General features: G+C 68.3%; 13 protein-coding genes, 5 pseudogenes and 1 CRISPR repeat array (1 of these 19 cut by a window edge). Of the genes and pseudogenes, 6 read left to right on the top strand and 12 right to left on the bottom strand.

Translation table 11 applies throughout. The features are described 5' to 3' along the window. Window positions 1–25: 25 nt before the first annotated feature. The 3 genes from ACWDZ6_RS24415 to ACWDZ6_RS24425 all read right to left on the bottom strand — a co-directional run bounded on the left by ACWDZ6_RS24415 (window position 26) and on the right by ACWDZ6_RS24425 (window position 2,809). Window positions 26–1,159, bottom strand: a complete 1,134-nt coding sequence (locus tag ACWDZ6_RS24415) for an aromatic ring-hydroxylating oxygenase subunit alpha (RefSeq protein WP_451504507.1) — start codon at window positions 1,157–1,159, stop codon at window positions 26–28. 127 nt (window positions 1,160–1,286) lie between these two features. Continuing rightward, window positions 1,287–2,450, bottom strand: a complete 1,164-nt coding sequence (locus ACWDZ6_RS24420) for an NAD(P)/FAD-dependent oxidoreductase (RefSeq protein WP_451504508.1) — start codon at window positions 2,448–2,450, stop codon at window positions 1,287–1,289. Beyond that, window positions 2,447–2,809, bottom strand: coding sequence for a bifunctional 3-phenylpropionate/cinnamic acid dioxygenase ferredoxin subunit (locus tag ACWDZ6_RS24425; RefSeq protein WP_326654540.1), 363 nt, complete (start codon window positions 2,807–2,809; stop codon window positions 2,447–2,449). The genes ACWDZ6_RS24420 and ACWDZ6_RS24425 overlap by 4 nt, the downstream gene beginning before the upstream one ends. A 176-nt stretch (window positions 2,810–2,985) precedes the next feature. Here ACWDZ6_RS24425 and ACWDZ6_RS24430 point away from each other — a divergent pair, with 176 nt between their 5' ends. After that, the gene (locus ACWDZ6_RS24430; protein ID WP_451504509.1) at window positions 2,986–4,362 is read left to right on the top strand and encodes an L-serine ammonia-lyase; all 1,377 of its coding nucleotides are present in this window, start codon (window positions 2,986–2,988) and stop codon (window positions 4,360–4,362) included. 529 nt (window positions 4,363–4,891) lie between these two features. Here ACWDZ6_RS24430 and ACWDZ6_RS24435 read toward each other — a convergent pair. Both ACWDZ6_RS24435 and trpD read right to left on the bottom strand, forming a co-directional pair. Beyond that, a pseudogene (locus ACWDZ6_RS24435) lies at window positions 4,892–5,002 on the bottom strand (gas vesicle protein); the annotation flags it as partial. Window positions 5,003–5,303: 301 nt separating this feature from the next. Beyond that, window positions 5,304–6,334, bottom strand: a pseudogene (trpD, locus tag ACWDZ6_RS24440) (anthranilate phosphoribosyltransferase). Window positions 6,335–6,672: 338 nt separating this feature from the next. On the opposite strand from trpD, the pseudogene ACWDZ6_RS24445 reads away from it, so the two are divergent. Further along, window positions 6,673–6,788 (top strand): annotated as a pseudogene (locus tag ACWDZ6_RS24445) (glutathione S-transferase family protein); the annotation flags it as partial. Window positions 6,789–6,796: 8 nt separating this feature from the next. Here the strand turns inward: ACWDZ6_RS24445 and ACWDZ6_RS24450 are convergent. Next, window positions 6,797–7,018: a hypothetical protein gene (locus ACWDZ6_RS24450; RefSeq protein ID WP_451504556.1), complete on the bottom strand. Its 222-nt coding sequence runs from the start codon at window positions 7,016–7,018 to the stop codon at window positions 6,797–6,799. A gap of 290 nt (window positions 7,019–7,308) precedes the next feature. On the opposite strand from ACWDZ6_RS24450, the gene ACWDZ6_RS24455 reads away from it, so the two are divergent. Continuing rightward, window positions 7,309–7,950, top strand: coding sequence for a carbonic anhydrase (locus ACWDZ6_RS24455; protein ID WP_451504510.1), 642 nt, complete (start codon window positions 7,309–7,311; stop codon window positions 7,948–7,950). Window positions 7,951–7,971: 21 nt separating this feature from the next. Here the strand turns inward: ACWDZ6_RS24455 and ACWDZ6_RS24460 are convergent, their stop codons facing one another. Further along, window positions 7,972–8,967, bottom strand: a complete 996-nt coding sequence (locus tag ACWDZ6_RS24460) for an L-threonylcarbamoyladenylate synthase (RefSeq protein WP_451504511.1) — start codon at window positions 8,965–8,967, stop codon at window positions 7,972–7,974. 132 nt (window positions 8,968–9,099) lie between these two features. Beyond that, window positions 9,100–10,250, bottom strand: a pseudogene (locus ACWDZ6_RS24465) (IS110 family transposase); the annotation flags it as partial. A gap of 565 nt (window positions 10,251–10,815) precedes the next feature. Here ACWDZ6_RS24465 and ACWDZ6_RS24470 point away from each other — a divergent pair. Together ACWDZ6_RS24470 and ACWDZ6_RS24475 are read left to right on the top strand one after the other, a co-directional pair. Continuing rightward, entirely contained in the window at window positions 10,816–11,922 is a 1,107-nt protein-coding gene (locus ACWDZ6_RS24470) for a PP2C family protein-serine/threonine phosphatase (protein ID WP_451504512.1), read from the top strand. 195 nt (window positions 11,923–12,117) lie between these two features. After that, a complete protein-coding gene (locus ACWDZ6_RS24475; protein WP_451504513.1) occupies window positions 12,118–12,537 on the top strand; it encodes a chaplin in 420 nt (139 codons plus the stop codon). 200 nt (window positions 12,538–12,737) lie between these two features. On the opposite strand, the pseudogene ACWDZ6_RS24480 reads toward ACWDZ6_RS24475, so the two are convergent. Further along, a pseudogene (locus ACWDZ6_RS24480) lies at window positions 12,738–13,327 on the bottom strand (transposase); the annotation flags it as partial. 485 nt (window positions 13,328–13,812) lie between these two features. On the opposite strand from ACWDZ6_RS24480, the gene ACWDZ6_RS24485 reads away from it, so the two are divergent. Next, window positions 13,813–14,538, top strand: coding sequence for a hypothetical protein (locus ACWDZ6_RS24485; RefSeq protein ID WP_451504514.1), 726 nt, complete (start codon window positions 13,813–13,815; stop codon window positions 14,536–14,538). Between the two features lie 309 nt (window positions 14,539–14,847). On the opposite strand, the gene ACWDZ6_RS24490 is transcribed toward ACWDZ6_RS24485, so the two are convergent. From ACWDZ6_RS24490 to ACWDZ6_RS24500, 3 genes are read right to left on the bottom strand one after another with little or no spacing between them, the layout of a single operon-like run. After that, entirely contained in the window at window positions 14,848–15,354 is a 507-nt protein-coding gene (locus ACWDZ6_RS24490; protein WP_451504515.1) for a hypothetical protein, read from the bottom strand. Continuing rightward, window positions 15,354–15,479, bottom strand: a complete 126-nt coding sequence (locus ACWDZ6_RS24495) for a hypothetical protein (RefSeq protein ID WP_451504516.1) — start codon at window positions 15,477–15,479, stop codon at window positions 15,354–15,356. Before ACWDZ6_RS24495 ends, ACWDZ6_RS24490 begins: the two co-directional genes overlap by 1 nt. After that, on the bottom strand, window positions 15,476–16,747 hold the full coding sequence (locus tag ACWDZ6_RS24500) for a recombinase XerD (RefSeq protein WP_451504517.1): 1,272 nt from the start codon (window positions 16,745–16,747) through the stop codon (window positions 15,476–15,478). Before ACWDZ6_RS24500 ends, ACWDZ6_RS24495 begins: the two co-directional genes overlap by 4 nt. 181 nt (window positions 16,748–16,928) lie before the next feature. After that, window positions 16,929–17,289: direct repeats of the CRISPR family, unit length 29 nt; unit sequence GCGCTCCCCGCGAAGGCGGGGGTGAACCG (it continues 31 nt past the right edge of the window).

Raw genomic sequence — 17,289 nt, forward strand, 5'->3', positions numbered from 1 at the left:
GGCGCCGTTGCGTGCCGTCATCGGTCTACTCCAGTTGCCGGGTACCGAGGCGCTCGTGGATCCAGTCGTGGAACGCGCCGATGTGGTGCTCGCTGGGGACGAGTACCCCGCCCTTGGCATACAGGCGGGAGCTCATCGCGGGCTGGCAGCGTTCGCAGGCGTCGAAATCCTGCCGGTTGACCCGGTCGAAGAGCTCCACGGACCGGCTGACATCCCTGCCACTGTCCACCACGTCCTTGAGATAGAGCCAGTCGCACTCGACGATCGTGCGGTCGACGGCGACCGGGTACATCCGGTGGAAGATCACGTGGTCGGGGACGAGATTGATGAATACCTGCGGTGGGACGGTGATCGCGTAGTAGCGGCGGTCCTGGTCCTCGGAGACCCCGGGAATGCGGTCGAGCCCTTCGGAGCCGTCCACGGTGAAGCCCTTGATGTCCGCGCCGAATTCGGCGCCGTGGCCGACGTAGTACTGCGCGGCATAACCGTCGGCGAACTCCGGCAGAACCTCGGTGAGTTCCGGGTGAATCGTGGCGCAGTGGTAGCACTCCATGAAGTTCTCGATGATGAGCTTCCAGTTCGCCTTCACGTCGTAGACGATCCGCCTGCCGACTTCGAGACTTTCCATGTCGTAGCGCTCGATCGACTCCACGTCACCCAGCCGTGCGACGACCTCGCCGACGACCTGTTCCTCGAAGGAGGGCGGGGTCTCCGCCGGACAGACCCAGACATAGCCCAGCCATTCGCGAACGGCCACATTCGCCAGGCCGTACTCGACACGGCCGACGTCGGGCATCTTCGTGAGGTTGGGCGCCGCGACGAGCTTGCCCGTCAGGTCGTACGTCCACGCGTGGTACGGGCACTGAAAGGCCCGCTTGACCTCGCCGGTCTCCTCCGTGCACAGCTTGGCGCCGCGGTGCCGGCAGACATTGAAGAAGGCGCGGACGGAGTTGTCCCGGGCCCGGGTGACGAGGATGCTCTCGCGGCCCACCTCGACGGTCCGGAAGGCGCCGGGCCTGGCCAGATCCGAGGAACGCGCGACGCAGAACCACATCTCCTCGAAGATGCGCTCCTGCTCCTGGGCGAAGATCTGGGGATCGGTGTAATAGGAGCCGGGGAGCGTGGCGATCAGGCTGTCCGGCAGGCTGGTCGAGCTCATGGTGCACTCCTCGCGGGGTGACGTCGTCGGTCGGTCGTCGCGCCCGGGACGAGGTAGTCCGAGCGGCGTGGCGCGGTATGTATGAAGGGCGTGATGAGCAACAGCAGGCGACGCCCCACGAGTGGCGTCAGAGCGTGGTGGCGGAGAGCTGCTTGCGCCAGCGGGTGAACAGGCGCGGCTGGTTCATTCCGAGGACAGCGACCGGATGCCCCGACCGCCGGTAGACCGCCAGGAAGCTGCGGTCGTCCGGGAGCCCCTCCTCGACCGTCACACTGTCGGCCCCGGCGGAGTGCCCTGCGAACTGGATCCGTACGCCGTACTGGTCCGACCAGAAGTACGGCGGCTTGGGCACTCCCGGCGTGGCCGCGCCGCCGGACAGCAGCGCGGCCACGGCCGCATCGGGCCGTTCCCGCGCGCCGGTCCAGTGCTCGACGCGACGGTGGACCCCGGCGACCGGGTCGTACCAGGACGCGCAGTCTCCGACCGCGACCAGACCGGACACGCTTGTGCGGCCGTCCGCGCCGCACTTGACGCCGTTGTCCAGTACGACGCCACACCCGTCCAGCCACTCGACGCACGGGCGGGCGCCCACGCCGACGACGACGGTGTCGGCCGGGAGGCGCCGTCCGTCCTCCAGCAGGACCGCCTCTACGCGGGCCGCCCCGCTCAGCCCTTTGACGCCGACGCCGCACAGCAGGCGTACGCCGTGATCCGCGTGGAGTGTGGAGACGACGCCTCCCATCAGCTCGCCGAGCGGCCCGGCCAGCGGAGTCGGCGCGGCCTCGACGACCGTCACGTCAAGCCCCAGGCCGTACGCGGTCGAGGCGACCTCGGCGCCGATGAACCCGCCACCGATCACCACCAGTCGCCCGCCCGCGGCCAGGTCGGCCCGCAGGGCACGGGCGTCGTCCAGGGTGCGCAGCGTATGTACCCCGGCCAGGCCGTCACCCCCCGGCAGCATGCGTGCGGTCGCACCGGTGGCGATGACGACCCCGTCGGCACGGACGGACCTGCCGTCCGCGAGCTTCACGGAGCGGTCACCGGGGTCGAATCCCGCGGCACGCATGCCGAGCAGCCACTCTGCCTGCAGGTCCTCGCCGTTCGTCTCCAGCGCGAGGTCCGCTTCGCCGATCGCGCCGGCGAGGAACTCCTTGGACAACGGCGGTCTGTCGTACGGCCGGTGCGGCTCGTCACCGATCACGACGAGCCGTCCGTCGTAGCCCTGCTTCCGCAGGGAGCGTGCGGCCGACAGCCCCGCGAGCGAGGCGCCGACCACGGCGACAGTCCTCACGCGGGACCCCCGGCGAGCCGCGCCACGATACAGGGCGGCAGATTCGGCGCATCCGTGGACGGCTGTACGTAGATCATGCCGTCCTCGATCAGCACCTGATGGGTACGGACCGGAAGCTTGGCCGGCGGTGAGTCGACGGCCCCCGTCCGGAGGTCGAACTTCGAGGCGTGCAGCGGGCATTCGACCTCGCACCCCTCCAGCCAGCCGTCGGCGAGCGACGCGTCCTGGTGGGTGCAAGTGTCGTCAATGGCGAAGACCTCGCCGTCATCGGTATGGAACACCGAGACGGGCGGATCGATGTCGAGCCGGTGGGCCTCACCTCGCGGCAGATCCGCGAGACGGCACGCGGGAATCATCATGACACCTCGGGCGCTCGGGTGCATATAGCGGAACGGATTGCGGTTAGCGCAACGCCAGTTTGAAGTCCCCCAAAGCCCGTGTCAAGGCATCCCCCGGACAGGCCGACCCCTTGTTCCATGTTTCTTTTTACGCAACGCTGTGCGCAGTACACAACTCCCGACCCGGAGGGAACGACGTGGCGATCAGCGTCTTCGACCTGTTCAAAGTGGGTATCGGGCCCTCCAGCTCGCACACCGTGGGGCCGATGAAAGCAGCCCGCCTCTTCGTCACCGCACTGAACGAGGACAGCCTGCTGGCCCGCGCCGTCTCGGTGCGGGCAGAGCTCTTCGGGTCCCTCGGCGCCACCGGCCACGGTCACGGCAGTGACAAGGCGGTACTCCTGGGCCTGGAGGGCGAGGAACCCGAAACCGTGGACACCCACACCGTGGACGACCGGGTGCGCCGGATCCGCGAGACGGGCCGGCTGCGACTCCTGGGCGTCAAGGACGTGGACTTCCGCGAGCGCGAGCACTTGGTGCTGCACCGCAGGCGCACCCTGCCGTTCCACCCGAACGGCATGCGGTTCCAGGCTCTGGACCACGACGGCGGCGAGCTGCGGACACGTACGTACTACTCGGTGGGCGGCGGCTTCGTCGTCGACGAGTCCGCCACCGGAGCCGACCGGATCAAGCCCGACGACACACCCGTACGCCTCCCCTTCCACTCCGCGTCCGAACTGCTGCTGCGCGCCTACGAGTCCGGCCTGCCCCTGAGCGGAGTCATGCTCGCCAACGAACTGTCCTGGCGGAGCGAGAGCGAGGTGCGAGCCGGCCTGCTGCGGATCTGGACCGTCATGCGGGAGTGCGTCGACCGCGGCTGCTCACGGACCGAGATCACCCTGCCCGGGCGGCTGAAAGTGCCACGCCGCGCCCCCAACCTGCTGCGCAGGCTCGCCGGGGACACCCGGCCCGGGGACCCGCTGAAGGTCATGGACTGGGTCAATCTCTACGCCTTGGCCGTGAACGAGGAGAACGCCTCGGGCGGCCGCATCGTGACAGCGCCCACCAACGGCGCCGCCGGGATCGTGCCTGCGGTGCTCCACTACTACACCCGCTTCGTCCCCGGGGCCGACGAGGACGGAGTCGTCCGCTTTCTGCTGGCCGCCGGAGCGGTGGGAGAGCTGTTCAAGGAGAACGCCTCGATCTCCGGCGCGGAGGTGGGCTGCCAGGGCGAGGTCGGATCGGCGTGCTCCATGGCGGCCGCCGGCCTTGCCGAGGCGCTCGGCGGCACACCGGAACAGGTCGAGAACGCGGCAGAGATCGGCATGGAGCACAACCTCGGACTGACCTGCGACCCGGTCGGAGGCCTGGTCCAGATCCCCTGCATAGAGAGGAACGCGATCGCCTCGGTCAAGGCGATCAATGCGGCGCGGATGGCGCTGCGCGGCGACGGCACCCATGTGGTCTCTCTCGACAAGGTCATCAAGACCATGCGCGAGACCGGCGCCGACATGAAGGTGAAGTACAAGGAGACCTCGCGCGGCGGCCTCGCGGTCAACGTCATCGAGTGCTGAGGAGATGGGCCCTGACCAGCGCCTTCGTCTCTTTCAGCGCTGTCAGGACCTTCCCTGCTTGCACAGCGGAAAGTCCCTGCAACCTCCCTGGCACAGTCCTGAAAGTCCCTGAAAAGTCCCTGGGTTGTCCCATGTTCAGCGGTGGCTTCCAAGGCAAGCGTGAGCCTATCCCTGGGCCCGCTTCTCTTCTCGCCTGGCTCGGCCAGGCGTCCGGCCACCGGCTGGCCACCAGGACGGGCACTGCTAGTGACAAGAAGGAGGGTCGCCGAGGTTGTCGGCTTCCACAAGCCCTCCTGCGGACAGCCGTCCGGGACCCGAGTTCCCGGGCTGAATGCGGGAGAACACCGCAACGCGGGCGGCCGATCCGAAAGAGGAGATGAGTCCGATGACCGTTTCTGTCCGAATCCGCCGACTCGGGGAAATGGTGACGGCCGGGAGGTGGTCGGCTCGGGCGAGCTGACAGCGTCCGAGGCAGGCGTCGCACACGCCGTAGAGGCAGGTGGCCATACCCAGGAGGACGTCGCGGGCAATCGCCGGTGACGACGACTCCGCCGCTGAGTAGGCGGGCCAGTAGGTCGATGAGTGCGACCTGTCGGTTCGGCAGGGGCTCCAGCACGGATGGCCGGTCGGCTTCAGTCATGGGCTTGCGCCTTCTGACGCGTCGGGAGATCCAGCAACGGGCATGGCGAAGGGGTACGGCGCCCATGGCCCGTGACAATCGGCCCTGACCCCTGGGAGTCCGTCTCGGCGTGCCTGTGCCCGGCCGCCTCCACCCGCTCATCGGCCTGCTGGGCCGCGCTGTAGATGCCGTCCGTGACACTCTGCTGTTCCCTGCGGTTATGGAGATAGGCGCGCCCGGGGTGACGCCCGCCGCCGGAGCGTTATCGGGCGCTAGTCGAACACCACCCCGAGCCCACAGCCCCGCAGGCAATTCAGTTCTGTCAGCGCTTCTGGCTGGTCAGGGACGCCGCGAGCTTCAGCCAGTTCTTGAGTGTGGCGGCGGCGGCGCCGCTGTCGATCGCGTGGCGCGCTTCCTTCAAACCAGTCGCGAAGGCGTCATGGAGGCCTCCGTCGAGTCTGCGGTGCGCAGCGAGGGCCCCGGCGGCGTTGGCGAGGACGGCGCCACGGGCGGCACCCAGCTCACCGCCCAGGACCCGGTGGACGACCAAGGCGTTGTAGGTGGCGTCACCGCCGCGGAGCGCATCGGGTGTGCTGCGGGCGAGCCCGAAATCGGCGGCGTCCAGCGTCTCTTGCCGGACGCCGCCGCTGTCAGCGATCCAGATGCTGGTGGGTGCCGCGGTGGTGATTTCGTCGAGGCCGTCTTCTCCGCGTACGACCAGGGCGCTGGTGCCCCGTTCTGCGAGCACTCCCGCCAGGACCGGGGCGAGGGCGGTGTTGGAGCAGCCGACGAGGGCAGCGCGGGGGCTGGCGGGGTTGGTCAGCGGCGCCACGTAGTTGATGGCGGTGGGGACGCCGAGCGCCTTACGTACCGGGCCGGCGTGGCGCAGCCCGTGGTGGAAACGCGGGGCGAAGGTGAAGCCGATGCCGACTTCGCGCAGGCACCGGGCGATGTCGTCGGCAGTGAGGTCGAGCGGCAGGCCCAGGGCTTCAAGGACATCGGCGGAGCCGGCCTTACTGGACACCGAACGGCCGCCGTTCTTGACCACCGGGGCGCCTGTGGCAGCGACGACGATCGCCGCCATGGTGCTCACGTTCACCGTGTGGGCGCCGTCCCCGCCGGTGCGCCCACGATGTCGACAACGTCTGCGCCGTCGACTGGAAGGGGCACGACCCGTTCCATAAGGGCGCCGAGCATGCCGTGGAGTTCTGCGGTGTTCTCTCCCTTGGCGCGCAGGGCAACCAGGAATCCGGCGAGCTGAGCGGAGTCGGCGGAGTCGTCCATGACCTGCCGCATCGCCCACCGGGTGTCGTCCGCGGTGAGATTCTGCCCGCGCAGGAGGGCTGCGAGCAGGTGTGGCCAGGAGCGGGCGCGCTCAGACACGGGGATCCTCTCGGTGCGGCCGCTGCGGGCCGGCAGTGAATGAAAGCGTAGTGACTGGCGCGAGCCGGTTCGACTGCCCCGAGAGTGGTGTAGATGACAGTGGAGACCGTGTGCGTGAGTCACCGCATCGCCGGCCGGGCCGCAGCCCCCACCAAGCCAAGCACACCGAACTCGTCCTGACTGCACAGGAGATGGGCGCGGCGCCTGGTTCCGTGACAGCGATGGGACATTGCTGGCCATCCACGAGCCGATCGTCTGAGCAGGGCACCCGATCGGCGCCCGTTGCCAACATGGCGCTGGAGAGGGCCGAGTATCACCGTGACGAGGTGCTCCGGCCTTGTATCCGTCGGCATTGCGGTCGGAGATCGATGCGATGAACGAGGCGGTCTACAAGGACGTGAACAACGGGGTCTACCGGGCCGGCAGTGGTTTTCAAGGGCTGCTAACGAGGCGGTCTGATTGAGGAGTACCTGGGTGCGTCACCTTGCACACTTCTGCAACACGCGCTGGTGGCTGTTCGATCACGTGGATCACGGAAAGCGGCAGCAGGTCCGCCCAGCCGAGCAGCTGCATGGCGACGATACCGTGCGGGTTTCGGTGAACCTGCAGTCCAGGAAGATCGGTCGCGCTCCACGGTGTCTTTTCCTTGTTCATGCTTGATTGTGCGTCCCCCGACCAGGAAATTGAGGGACGCGGCCGTGCTCCGCAGGAGGATGGACCCCGGGCACAGCACGGTTGCCGTGCGGGCTCTGATACAGCCCGAGTCGCGGGGAGGATCGTCCGGCAGAGTGACCTGAACGAGCCCTGAGTGCTACAAACGCTAAGGCAGGGTGATCTCGACAAAGGACTCCCGGTCCGCGGGTGGGTCCCCCCTCACCACGGCGCCGGCTGGCGTCGGTGGCCCCGGCCGCGCGCTTGCGCGCGGCCGGTCGTAGCCTGCTGCCATGGCCGAGACCTTGACACCAACTCCCGATGATGCGTTCGAGATGCTGCTGGCCGGCAACCAGCGGTTCGTGGCCAGCTCGCCCGAGCACCCCAACCAGGACGCCGCACGCCGCACCGAGACCGCACCGGCCCAGAGCCCCTTCGCGGTGCTGTTCGGGTGCTCCGACTCCCGGCTCGCCGCAGAGATCATCTTCGACCGGGGCCTGGGCGACCTGTTCGTGGTCCGCACCGCCGGGCACGTGGCTGGTGCGGAGGTGCTGGGCAGCATCGAGTACGGGGTGAGTGTGCTGGACTGCCCGCTGGTCGTGATCCTGGGCCACGACTCCTGTGGGGCCATCGGGGCTGCTCTCGCCGCCGTCGACGGCGGCAAGGCGCCCGCCGGTTTCGTTCGGGACGTCGTCGAGCGGGTGACCCCGAGCGTGCTGGCGGCCCGTGCTGCCGGACGCTATCTGCCCGAAGAGATCCTTGACGAGCACATCCGGCACACCGTCGACCTGCTGCTGGACCGCTCCCGCGTCCTGGCCGAGCGGGTGGCCGCCGACCGCCTTGCCGTGGCGGGCCTGTCCTACCGGCTGGCCGACGGCAGTGCGCAGCTGGTCGCCTCGCACGGCCTGACCAGGGCTGCTGCCCCCGCACGCTGAAACCTACCGCCGGATGGCCGTTCAGCGTTCCTGGAGGTCGGGGGCGGCGGAGGGCCGGGGCCCTGCGGCACGGCGGAGCCGGTTGGCGATCGCCAGTCCCAGCCCCTCCTCCACCGGCAGCGAGGCGATGATGAGGTCGCACCCGTGCTCGTCGAGCTCGCGCAGGAACCCGTACAGCCCGCGCGCATAGGCGGCCATGGACGTGGGGAGGGCCACCACCGCGTGCGCCTTCAACAGGGCGGCGGCAGTGGGCGGAAGGAAGACACCCACCTGGTGCCCCAGTTCCTGCGCGTGCTCCGCTTCGGCCACGACCTTCTCGGGCTCGACGAGGACGACACGCGCCCGCGGCGCGTAGTGGGACGGGTGCTGGCCCGGCACCCGAACGCGGCTGGTCGAAGGGACCGCGATCGGGCACCCCAGCACCGCTTCGAGGTCCTCGCGTGTCACTCCGCCGGGCCGGAGGACGCTCGGCACACCGCCGGTGACGTCGACGATCGTCGACTCGACGCCGACCTCGCAAGACCCGCCGTCCAGCACGAAGTCGACCGCCTCGCCGAGCTCCGCACGGACGTGGTCCGCCGTCGTGGGGCTGACCGCGCCGAAACGGTTGGCGGACGGGGCCGTGACGCCGCCGCCGAAGGCCGACAGCAGGGCGAGCGCGACCGGGTGGTCAGGCACGCGCACGGCCACCGTCTCCAAACCACCCGTCGCCTCAAGGGGCACACGGCGACCGCGCCGCAACACCAGCGTCAGTGGCCCCGGCCAGAACCGTTCAGCCAGCAGTCGTGCCGTTGGGGGCACGTCCTCGACCCAATCGCCCAGGTGCTGCGCGCCGCCAATGTGAACGATCAGCGGGTGAGAGGGCGGCCGCCCCTTGACCTGGAAGATGCGCGCGACCGCGGCAGGGTCTTCGGCGTTAGCGCCCAGACCGTAGACGGTTTCGGTCGGGAGGGCCACTAGCCCTCCAGCGCGCAGCACACCGGCCGCCTTCTCGATGTCACTGGTACTTGCCGTCACCCTCGCAATTGTTCCACTGATCCCGCTCTCTACGTTCCACGTCCTCGTCGGCGCATGACGACGCACCAAGGCCGATGGCCCCCCTTGGGCTTACCTCGGCGATGGGAGCCGCCGTGCGATCTCCGCCTTCGTGAGGTGTTGCGCTGAGCCGGTGTGGCGGTCGCCAGCGGCCCGTCGGCGGTCGTAGTGGGCGCGGGCGCCCGAGGACGCTTGCAAAGATGCGAACGCCCAGCTGAAGCCGACGGCAGCCAGCCGCTGGTTCTTGACTCTGCGGCTGGTCACCACGTGACTCTTACCGCTGGCGCGGGTGACGGGCGCACTGCCGGCGTAGGCCTTCATCGCGCCAGCGTGTGCGAACCGGCTGCGGTCATCACCGATCTCGGCGAGCACTCGGGCTCCGGTTAAAGGGCCGAGGCCCGGAAAGCTGGTGATGATTGACGCGTCCGGGTGCTGTTCAAAGGCTTCCGCGCTTGCCGCTTCGAGCTGTTCGGCGTTGTCGCAGGCGGTGTCGAGCTGCCTCAGCAGGGCGGCAGACTGCCGCCCGTACGCCTCCTCCACCTGGCGCAGTTGGTGCAGGTACTCGCGGCGGAAGACCTCATAGAGCCGGTCCGTCTCGGCATCGATGCCGGGGAGGCGGCCGGCGCGATTGAGCAGAGCAAGCAGCTGGCGGCGCGTGAGCTTGGCGGCCGCGGTCGGCGTCGGGGCCGCCGCCAGGATGGTGCGGGCTCGCGCGAGCTCAGCCCGCTGCGGTGCTCGGCGAAGGCGGCCAGGATGGCGGGGTAGAACTTCCGCAGCTGGGAGCGGAGTTTGTTGTGTGCCTGGGTGCGGTCCCAGACCGCGTCGTGCTGAGCCCGCGCGAGCACGGCGATCGCCTGGGCCAGCTTGGAGTCTGCGGGAAGTTGCCGGTGGGCGGCCATATCGGTGCGGAGGATGTTCGCCAGAGCGGCGGCATCGATCGCGTCGGACTTCTTCCGCGCGACGGAGTGGCGGTCGCGGTAGCGGGCCACGGCCAGCGGGGTGATGGCGAAGACTGGGCGTCCGGTCGCCCGCAGGCAGGCGACCAGCAGCCCGCGGGAGGTCTCGATGGCGACCGGAACCGGGTTCTCCTCAGTGTCGCCGTGCTCGCCGAGCAGGGCAGTGAGTTGCGCGAATCCGGTCGCGTCGTCAGTGATCCGCTGCTTGGCGAGCTGCCGCCCGGCAGCATCGACCAGCGCGATGTCGTGGTGGTCCTCCGCCCAGTCCACCCCGCAGAAGACAGGGACCGGTAAGGCTACAAGCTCCATCATGGTCTCCTCGTACTGTATTTGTGCAGGCCAGAGCCTGTGCGGGGTGCGCGTGCTCCCTAGCTCAAGGCACGACATTCCACTAGCCGTTCGCAACCCCAGCGGGCCGTATGGTCCTCGGTCTGCGTAAGAGCTGTGTTGCTCGCGGCGGCCCTGTGCCAGCCAGGGGGCGGCATCGACCCGGTCTAGATATAGGGCTCAGACCCAGGCTGGCCACAGAGCTCGATGCTGCCCCTTCAAGCCCCATTAGGTACCTGTGCGGTCAGAGCACTAGCCGCGCTCTCCGACACCGAGAACACCGCTGAGCCGAAGAAGGTCACAGCAGCCGTCTGACCACGCCTGCCGACCGCGCCCCGGAAGCTCACACCCCACCGGGGCATGTGCTGTCCCGCCCACATGCCGCAGCACCGCTCCATCGCCGCCTGTCTCGTATGGGGTCGTTTCGCGGTCAGCACGTCCAGTCGACCGAACACTGGTGACACCTTGGGCAAGGCATCCACCAACGAGCCGCACCGCCCGATCGCCGCCGGGAGCACGGCGAGCGTCGGGGGTGTAAGCAGGAGATATGCGCGTCCGGAAGGGTCTTCCCCGCCTCCCCCGATATTGGCAGCCGAGCACCGGGCTGGTCGCCATTCCCCTCGCGATCATCGCGGCGGTCACGGTGATCGACATCAGCATCCCGACGACCGTGCACCTGGGCCCCTTCCTGGTCGCGGCGCCCGCGATCACCGCTTCGTTCGCCGGCCCCGCTCTCACCGGCGCCATCGGAGCCCTCGCCGTGGTGGCCCAGGCCCTCATCGGCCAGCTGCATGGCGGCCTGACGACAGCGAACCACCTGGCCCAGATCGCCGCCCTATTGGTGATCTCCATACTGGTAACGGTCTTCCGCTATGTGCGCGACCGGCGTGAGCGGAAGCTGGAAGAGGTACGTGCCGTGGCCGCCGTCGCACAGCGGGTTCTGGTGCGGCCGCTACCCCGCCGGACCGGACCACTCCGGATCGAGTCCACGTACATCGCCGCCGAGGCCGAGGCCCAGATCGGCGGTGACCTGTACGCGGCGGCGCCCTCCCCCGGCGCGACCCGACTGATCATCGGCGACGTCCGCGGCAGGGGCCTGCCCGCCATCGATCAGGCCGCCTCACTGCTCGGGGCCTTCCAAGGCTCGGCCTATCGGAAACTTTCGCTCGCTGGCATCGCGGCACACCTGGGCAACGCCGTGTACTGGCACAAGACCCACCTCGCCAACGGCGATCCGAACGCCGAGGAATCATTCGTGACCGCGCTGGTGCTGGACATTCACGACGACGCCCCCTTCATCGACATGGTGAACTGCGGGCACCCTGCACCGCTGCTGCTACGCGACGGCAAGGTCCGGTCCCCGGAAGCCGACGAGCCCGCACCCCCGCTGGGCCTCACCGCCCCATCGGAGAGCGACTACAAGGCGGAAACGTTCACGTTCGAGCCCGGCGACCTACTGCTGCTCTACACCGACGGCGTCATCGAAGCCCGCGACCACAACGGCACCTTCTACCCACTGGCCGAGCGCTTGGCCTCCTGCAACGCCATCGACCCAGACTCCCTTGTACGGCACCTCCACGACGACCTGCTCCGACACGCCGGCGGAAATCTGGGCGATGACGCGGTCGTGATCGCTATTACCAAGGGCCCCTGAGCCCCACTTGGGTTCTAGTGGTTGTCGCAACACAGCTTTGCGCACGGCATCCCATCGATGGTCCGATCAGGGGAATTCCGGTTTCTGGTGCAATCATCTTTTGTTGTCGTGCCGAAATAGTGGTGACGGCCCAGCTGCGGGCTGTAGCCGAGCGTGGGAGCCGCGGTCGGCGGATCAGACACTGTGGAGGTAGCGATGTTCCGTCTCATCAAAAGCGCAGGGGTGGCGCTGGCCGTCGGGGTGGCAGTGATCGGCGGTGCCTCGTGCGCGTCGGCCGACACTGGCGCCGAAGGCGTGGCAGCGAACTCCCCGGGAGTACTGTCGGGCAATGTCGTTCAGGTGCCGGTCCATGCCCCGGTCAACGTGTGCGGTAACTCCCTCAACATCATCGGCATGCTCAACCCGTCGGCAGGCAACGTCTGCGTCAATGGGGAATCAACCGACAGCGCGTCGGCCGACTCATGGGCCCAGGGCGTGGCGGTGAACTCGCCGGGAGTGCTCTCGGGCAATGTCGTTCAGGTGCCGGTCCATGCCCCGGTCAACGTGTGCGGTAACTCCCTCAACATCATCGGCATGCTCAACCCGTCAGCAGGCAACGTCTGCGTCAATTCCTGACGAGATACGCGCCGGTCCGTCGTCGGTCACGGCGCCGACGACGGACCCGGATCGATGTGGGCACAGCACCCGGTTTGGGCCTTGACTGGGATCGCGCTGCCCTCGGCGCGGGACAGCCCGCTCCGTGGGAGTATCCCGGGCGGGCTATCTGTGGGTGCGTTTGGTGTCAGAGGCAGATGCTGGCGGCGCAGACGTTGACGTTACTGAACTTGCTGGCGTGATGTCGTCAAGGTGAGGCCGGTTTCAGCGAGGCATCCATCGACGAGGTTGCTGCGGTACTGGATCTCGCGGAGGCCTTGCCGAAGAACGCGCATCAGGTGGTCAGGGTCGGTGAAAGCGGTGTTGGCCTGGCTGCTGCGTCGCAGCAGCGACCAGATGCCCTCGACAGGGTTGAGGTCCGGTGCGTAGGCCGGCAGGAAGTAGCAGGTGATCCAGTCGTGGGTGTCGATGAACTCCCGCAGCCGGGCGTCTTTGTGCACGTTCAAGTCGTCCCATATGAGTACGATCGGCCGCGCCGAGTTGTTGGTGGGCGGCGGTCAGCAGGTCGCGGTAATCGGTCCAGGCGAAGCTGCGTCTGCCGCCCCGCTTGTGATCGGCGTGCCGCTTGGGCCGATAGATCAGGCGTGAGCGTTGATCCTGCTTGTAGCAGGCCAGAGAAACGGCGCTGGGAGCGTCCCCGCACCCGGATGACAGGTGTGTGTCCGCGCCTGGCCCAGGTGCGTACGGTGGGCGGCGTCATCGAGAACCCGGCCGGACTGCTCGCCTGGGGCCTTCTGCTGGAGCGGGTGACGGGAATCGAACCCGCGCTCTGAGCTTGGGAAGCTATCGTCATTTGCGGATAGTTGGGGTTCTGACCGGGGTGCATGGCTGGGCGGACGCCTCGTCGGGCGCGGTGGCTTTCGCCGTGATTCCTCGGTGCTTCCCGCTGGATCTGGTGCGCTTGTGGTGCAGTGCTGCTGTGCCTCAGGCCGGGTATGCATCCGTGCGTGCCTGCCATCGCTGCAGCGACCGTTTGTCGGCGACGCTTTTCCAGCCGTCGCCGACAACCGTTTGGGCGTTCGCGGTGAGAGTCTGGTCGCGCTCTGACTGTGGGCTGGTACTTCCGGCATCTGGATAGGCGTCTCATCACGCCATGCCCTCCCGTACGCTACGGCACACGGCATGCCGCCCTCACAGGCACGGGGAGCGTGATGGCGCAGCTACAGCCGGGCGTCCGGCCCAGCAGGTCTTGTCAGGACAAGCCTGGTTCTGCCGCTGCGCGAAGGAGACAGCTGCGTGGACACCCTCTCGGTAACGCTGGTCTCGGCGTTAACCTCAGGCGCCATCTCCATGGGTCTCGTGTGGCTGACTGGCGAACAGCAACGGCGGGATAGCAAGCGCACTCAAGGTGAGACCCACAACATGTCGTACCTCAACCCCCTCAGATGGCACACGGCGGAAGCACACCACCGGCTCTCCCTCTATGCCACTTTGGTCGACCGGCACGGCTTCTACAGACCTGCTCAGGTCCTCAACGAACCGCAGGAGATCGACGGCAGAAGCGCCGCTTGGTTCGCTGGAACGGGCGTTGCGCTGGTATCCAGCGTCTGGATGACTGCCTGCCTGTTCGCTCAGATGACTCGCACCCGTCACGACATACCGTTCCTGCGCCTGCCGGGCAAGGACGACGACACAAGACTGGCCGCCCTGATACTGAAGGTCCATGTAGCTTTCGCCGGCTGTGACGTCTACTACGCGACACAGTCCAGCATCGGCACCGACGTCATCCTCGAACCCGAAGGACGACTCAGGAGCTACAGAGAGTTCTGCGACCTCCTTTCACAACCAGATCGGAGAGTGTGGGCCGACCCCCTCGTCTGGTTCCACATTGCTATCGCCAACGGCGAGCGTCGCCCCAACCTTCAACGTGTCTTGGATGCCCTGCACGAGTTATCTGGGTTCCTCGACGACAGCCTCGCTGGTGGGGCGTCACTACGAGCGCGCTGGGATGCGGAGCTCTAGAGCAGTCCGTGACGATGGCTTCCAGGCCATGAGCTCGGGAATTCCTGAGCAGCATCCACGAGAACGGCCGTGGCCTGCATCTGAGCAGGCTCTGCCCGGCTCATGGCGGCGCCTCGGTACCGCCGTTGACCGTGACTGTCCGCCATAGATGGTGCGGAGTTGGTGCAGCGCGGTGCGCCCGAATCTGGGCACCCTGCTCGGGTCTACCGTGGGGCGGGGGCACCACCGGATTCGTCGCCCTGCCCCGCCGCTCGGTCGTCGAACGCACTCTCGCCTGCATTGATGCACGCTCCCAGGGCACGCGCGGGACTACGAACGACTCGTCCAGCACTCCGAGAACCGCAACGTCTCCGGCACCCGCGCATCGCGCGCCGCACGCTGCGCGATCAGCGCCAGGATCCAGCCCACCGCACTGTAGGGAGCCTTGGACGGGGGCGGGAACTGGGCCTGCAGCGCGTGCTCCCAGTCGAAGAGCACCTCGGTCAGCTCCACCAGACCGCCGTCCAGCCGCACCAGCCCCGCATCGACACCGCGCCGAGCAGCCCAGGCGTCGGTGAACGCAGCGAACCGCCGCACGGCGGTGGCCTGCTTGCCCGGATCCCTGATTCCGGTCGCCTCGGCGTAAAGGACCCACTCGTCGGCCAGCTGGGCCGCCAGCAGTGAACACGCGAAAACTGCCGGGTCGATGTGCCACGTCCGCTCTGCGCCCCGGCGCTCCACCATGAGTCGGCGGACCCCGATCCGGGACGTCTCGGCCGGCCGCACCGTGCGGGCTATGGCCGCCGGATGCGCGGTGCGCTGTCCTCGCCGCGGCATCACAAGCCCCCGCGTCCGGCCAGCAGCAGTGCGTAGTCGGCGAACGTGCGGTCCGCCCGCGTCCACTCCTCCGCAGCTTGGGCCACGATCGCGCTCAGGTCCTCCTGATAGCGCAGGTACTTCATGGTCGAGCGTGGATCACGGTGACCCAACAGGCGCTGCAGAACCAGCAACGGACCCGCGCGATGTGCTCGAAGAGGTAGGCCTGCGGCCCGCCCCTGGCCAGTCGCTCCGTCTCGGCCCGCACCAGCTGCAGCGTGAGGATTTTGAGCATGTAGACCGCGAAGGTGTGCCGCAGATCATGGATCCGTACCTGTCGCGGCATCACCACGTCGCCGAACTCCGCCGACCGCCGACGGGCACGGTCGGAAGCGGCGGTGAAGATCTGCTCCCACCGTGACTTGCCGATCATCCGGCCGCCCCGGCCGACGAACAGCGCCATCGGCTCCAGGCCCCGCTCGCCCTCGATCACCGTGATCCGGCGCAGCGCCGCCGACATCGCCGGCACCGCGAACGACCGCCGCCTGCCATGGAGATACCCGGACAGCCGCATCCGAGCTGTATCCACCGAATCGACGATGAACAGCTCCGCCCGCCTTGTCCACAAGGCTCGCCCACTGCGGGCCACCACGGCGGCCCGCTCGGTGCGCCGGTACAAATCCAGCGATCGCAGCACCGGATGCTGAGCGACCGTCTGGCGGGCGAACCCGTATTTCGCGATCGCCTGCAGCTCGACCGTGGCGGGCTCCCGGTCCGGGCGCGGGGCGGCCACCTCGATGTCCAGCAGGCAGCTGAACTCCCTCAGCCTCATCCCGCTGGTGACCGCGAGCTCGCCGGCGGCCATGTTGCGCAGCCGGTCCCCGCCCCGAAACGACAGGTCCGGACTGCCATCGGGCAGATCGCCGCCCAGCCCCACACGGTGCAGCAGAACCCACTGCTGGCGGGTCAGGTGGCGCACGTCCAGATCCTGTACCGGCCCTCCGGACAGCGCATCGCGTCCGTCGCGCCGCACCCGGTAGGGCCGCGCCTCCATCAGGCCGGTGTCCACCGCCCAGTCGTAGAACCCGTCGATCGAGACCCGGTTGCGCCGCCACGTCGCCGGCTTCACCGGCGAAGGCTGCAATGCTGTGCGGTAGCGGCGGTAGGCCACCAGATCGTCCTCGGTCGCCGACAGCAGATCTGCAGGCGGATCGAGGACCGTGCCGAGGAAGTCCTCGAGCGCCATCACGTCGTAGGCGTAGTCCTCCAGGCTCCCCGCTCCTACGTACTTGGCCAGATCGAAGAAGTACGACGTGATCGGCTCACGCGGCCGCATGTCGTCCCCGACGAAGAACGGCGTCCCCTCCGGCAGCGCGCCCGGCCGCGTCACCAGGGCCGCAGCATCCAGATCCACGCCGGGAATCTGAGGTGGGAATTGCCGGACCTTGCTGGGCGAGACGAAGAAGTAGTGCACGAGCGCCCCTCTACGACGACGAGAGAGGGAAGCTACCAGCGCCGAAGAGACCAGTTCGGCGCTGTTCGGATGAAATGAGACAGGTACAACTCCTGGACCTAACCCGCAATGTCTCCAAAGTGCGCTCCCCGCGAAGGCGGGGGTGAACCGCCCGAGCAGTTCAACGCCGCTGTGCAGCAGGCGCGCTCCCCGCGAAGGCGGGGGTGAACCGGCGATGTCGCCGGAGTTCAAAAAGCTCCAGCAGCGCTCCCCGCGAAGGCGGGGGTGAACCGGCTGCCTTGCCGTGCTGCCGGCCGATCCAGCGCTCCCCGCGAAGGCGGGGGTGAACCGTGGGTGGCGTTGCGCTTGCTCTCCTCGTCGGCGCGCTCCCCGCGAAGGCGGGGGTGAACCGATCCGCCGGGTGGGCACCGACATGCCGCAGGCGCGCTCCCCGCGAAGGCGGGGGTGAACCGCTGGTCTACCTCGTGATCGGCTTCTTCGTC

The organism is Streptomyces sp. NPDC002926, from assembly GCF_053591755.1.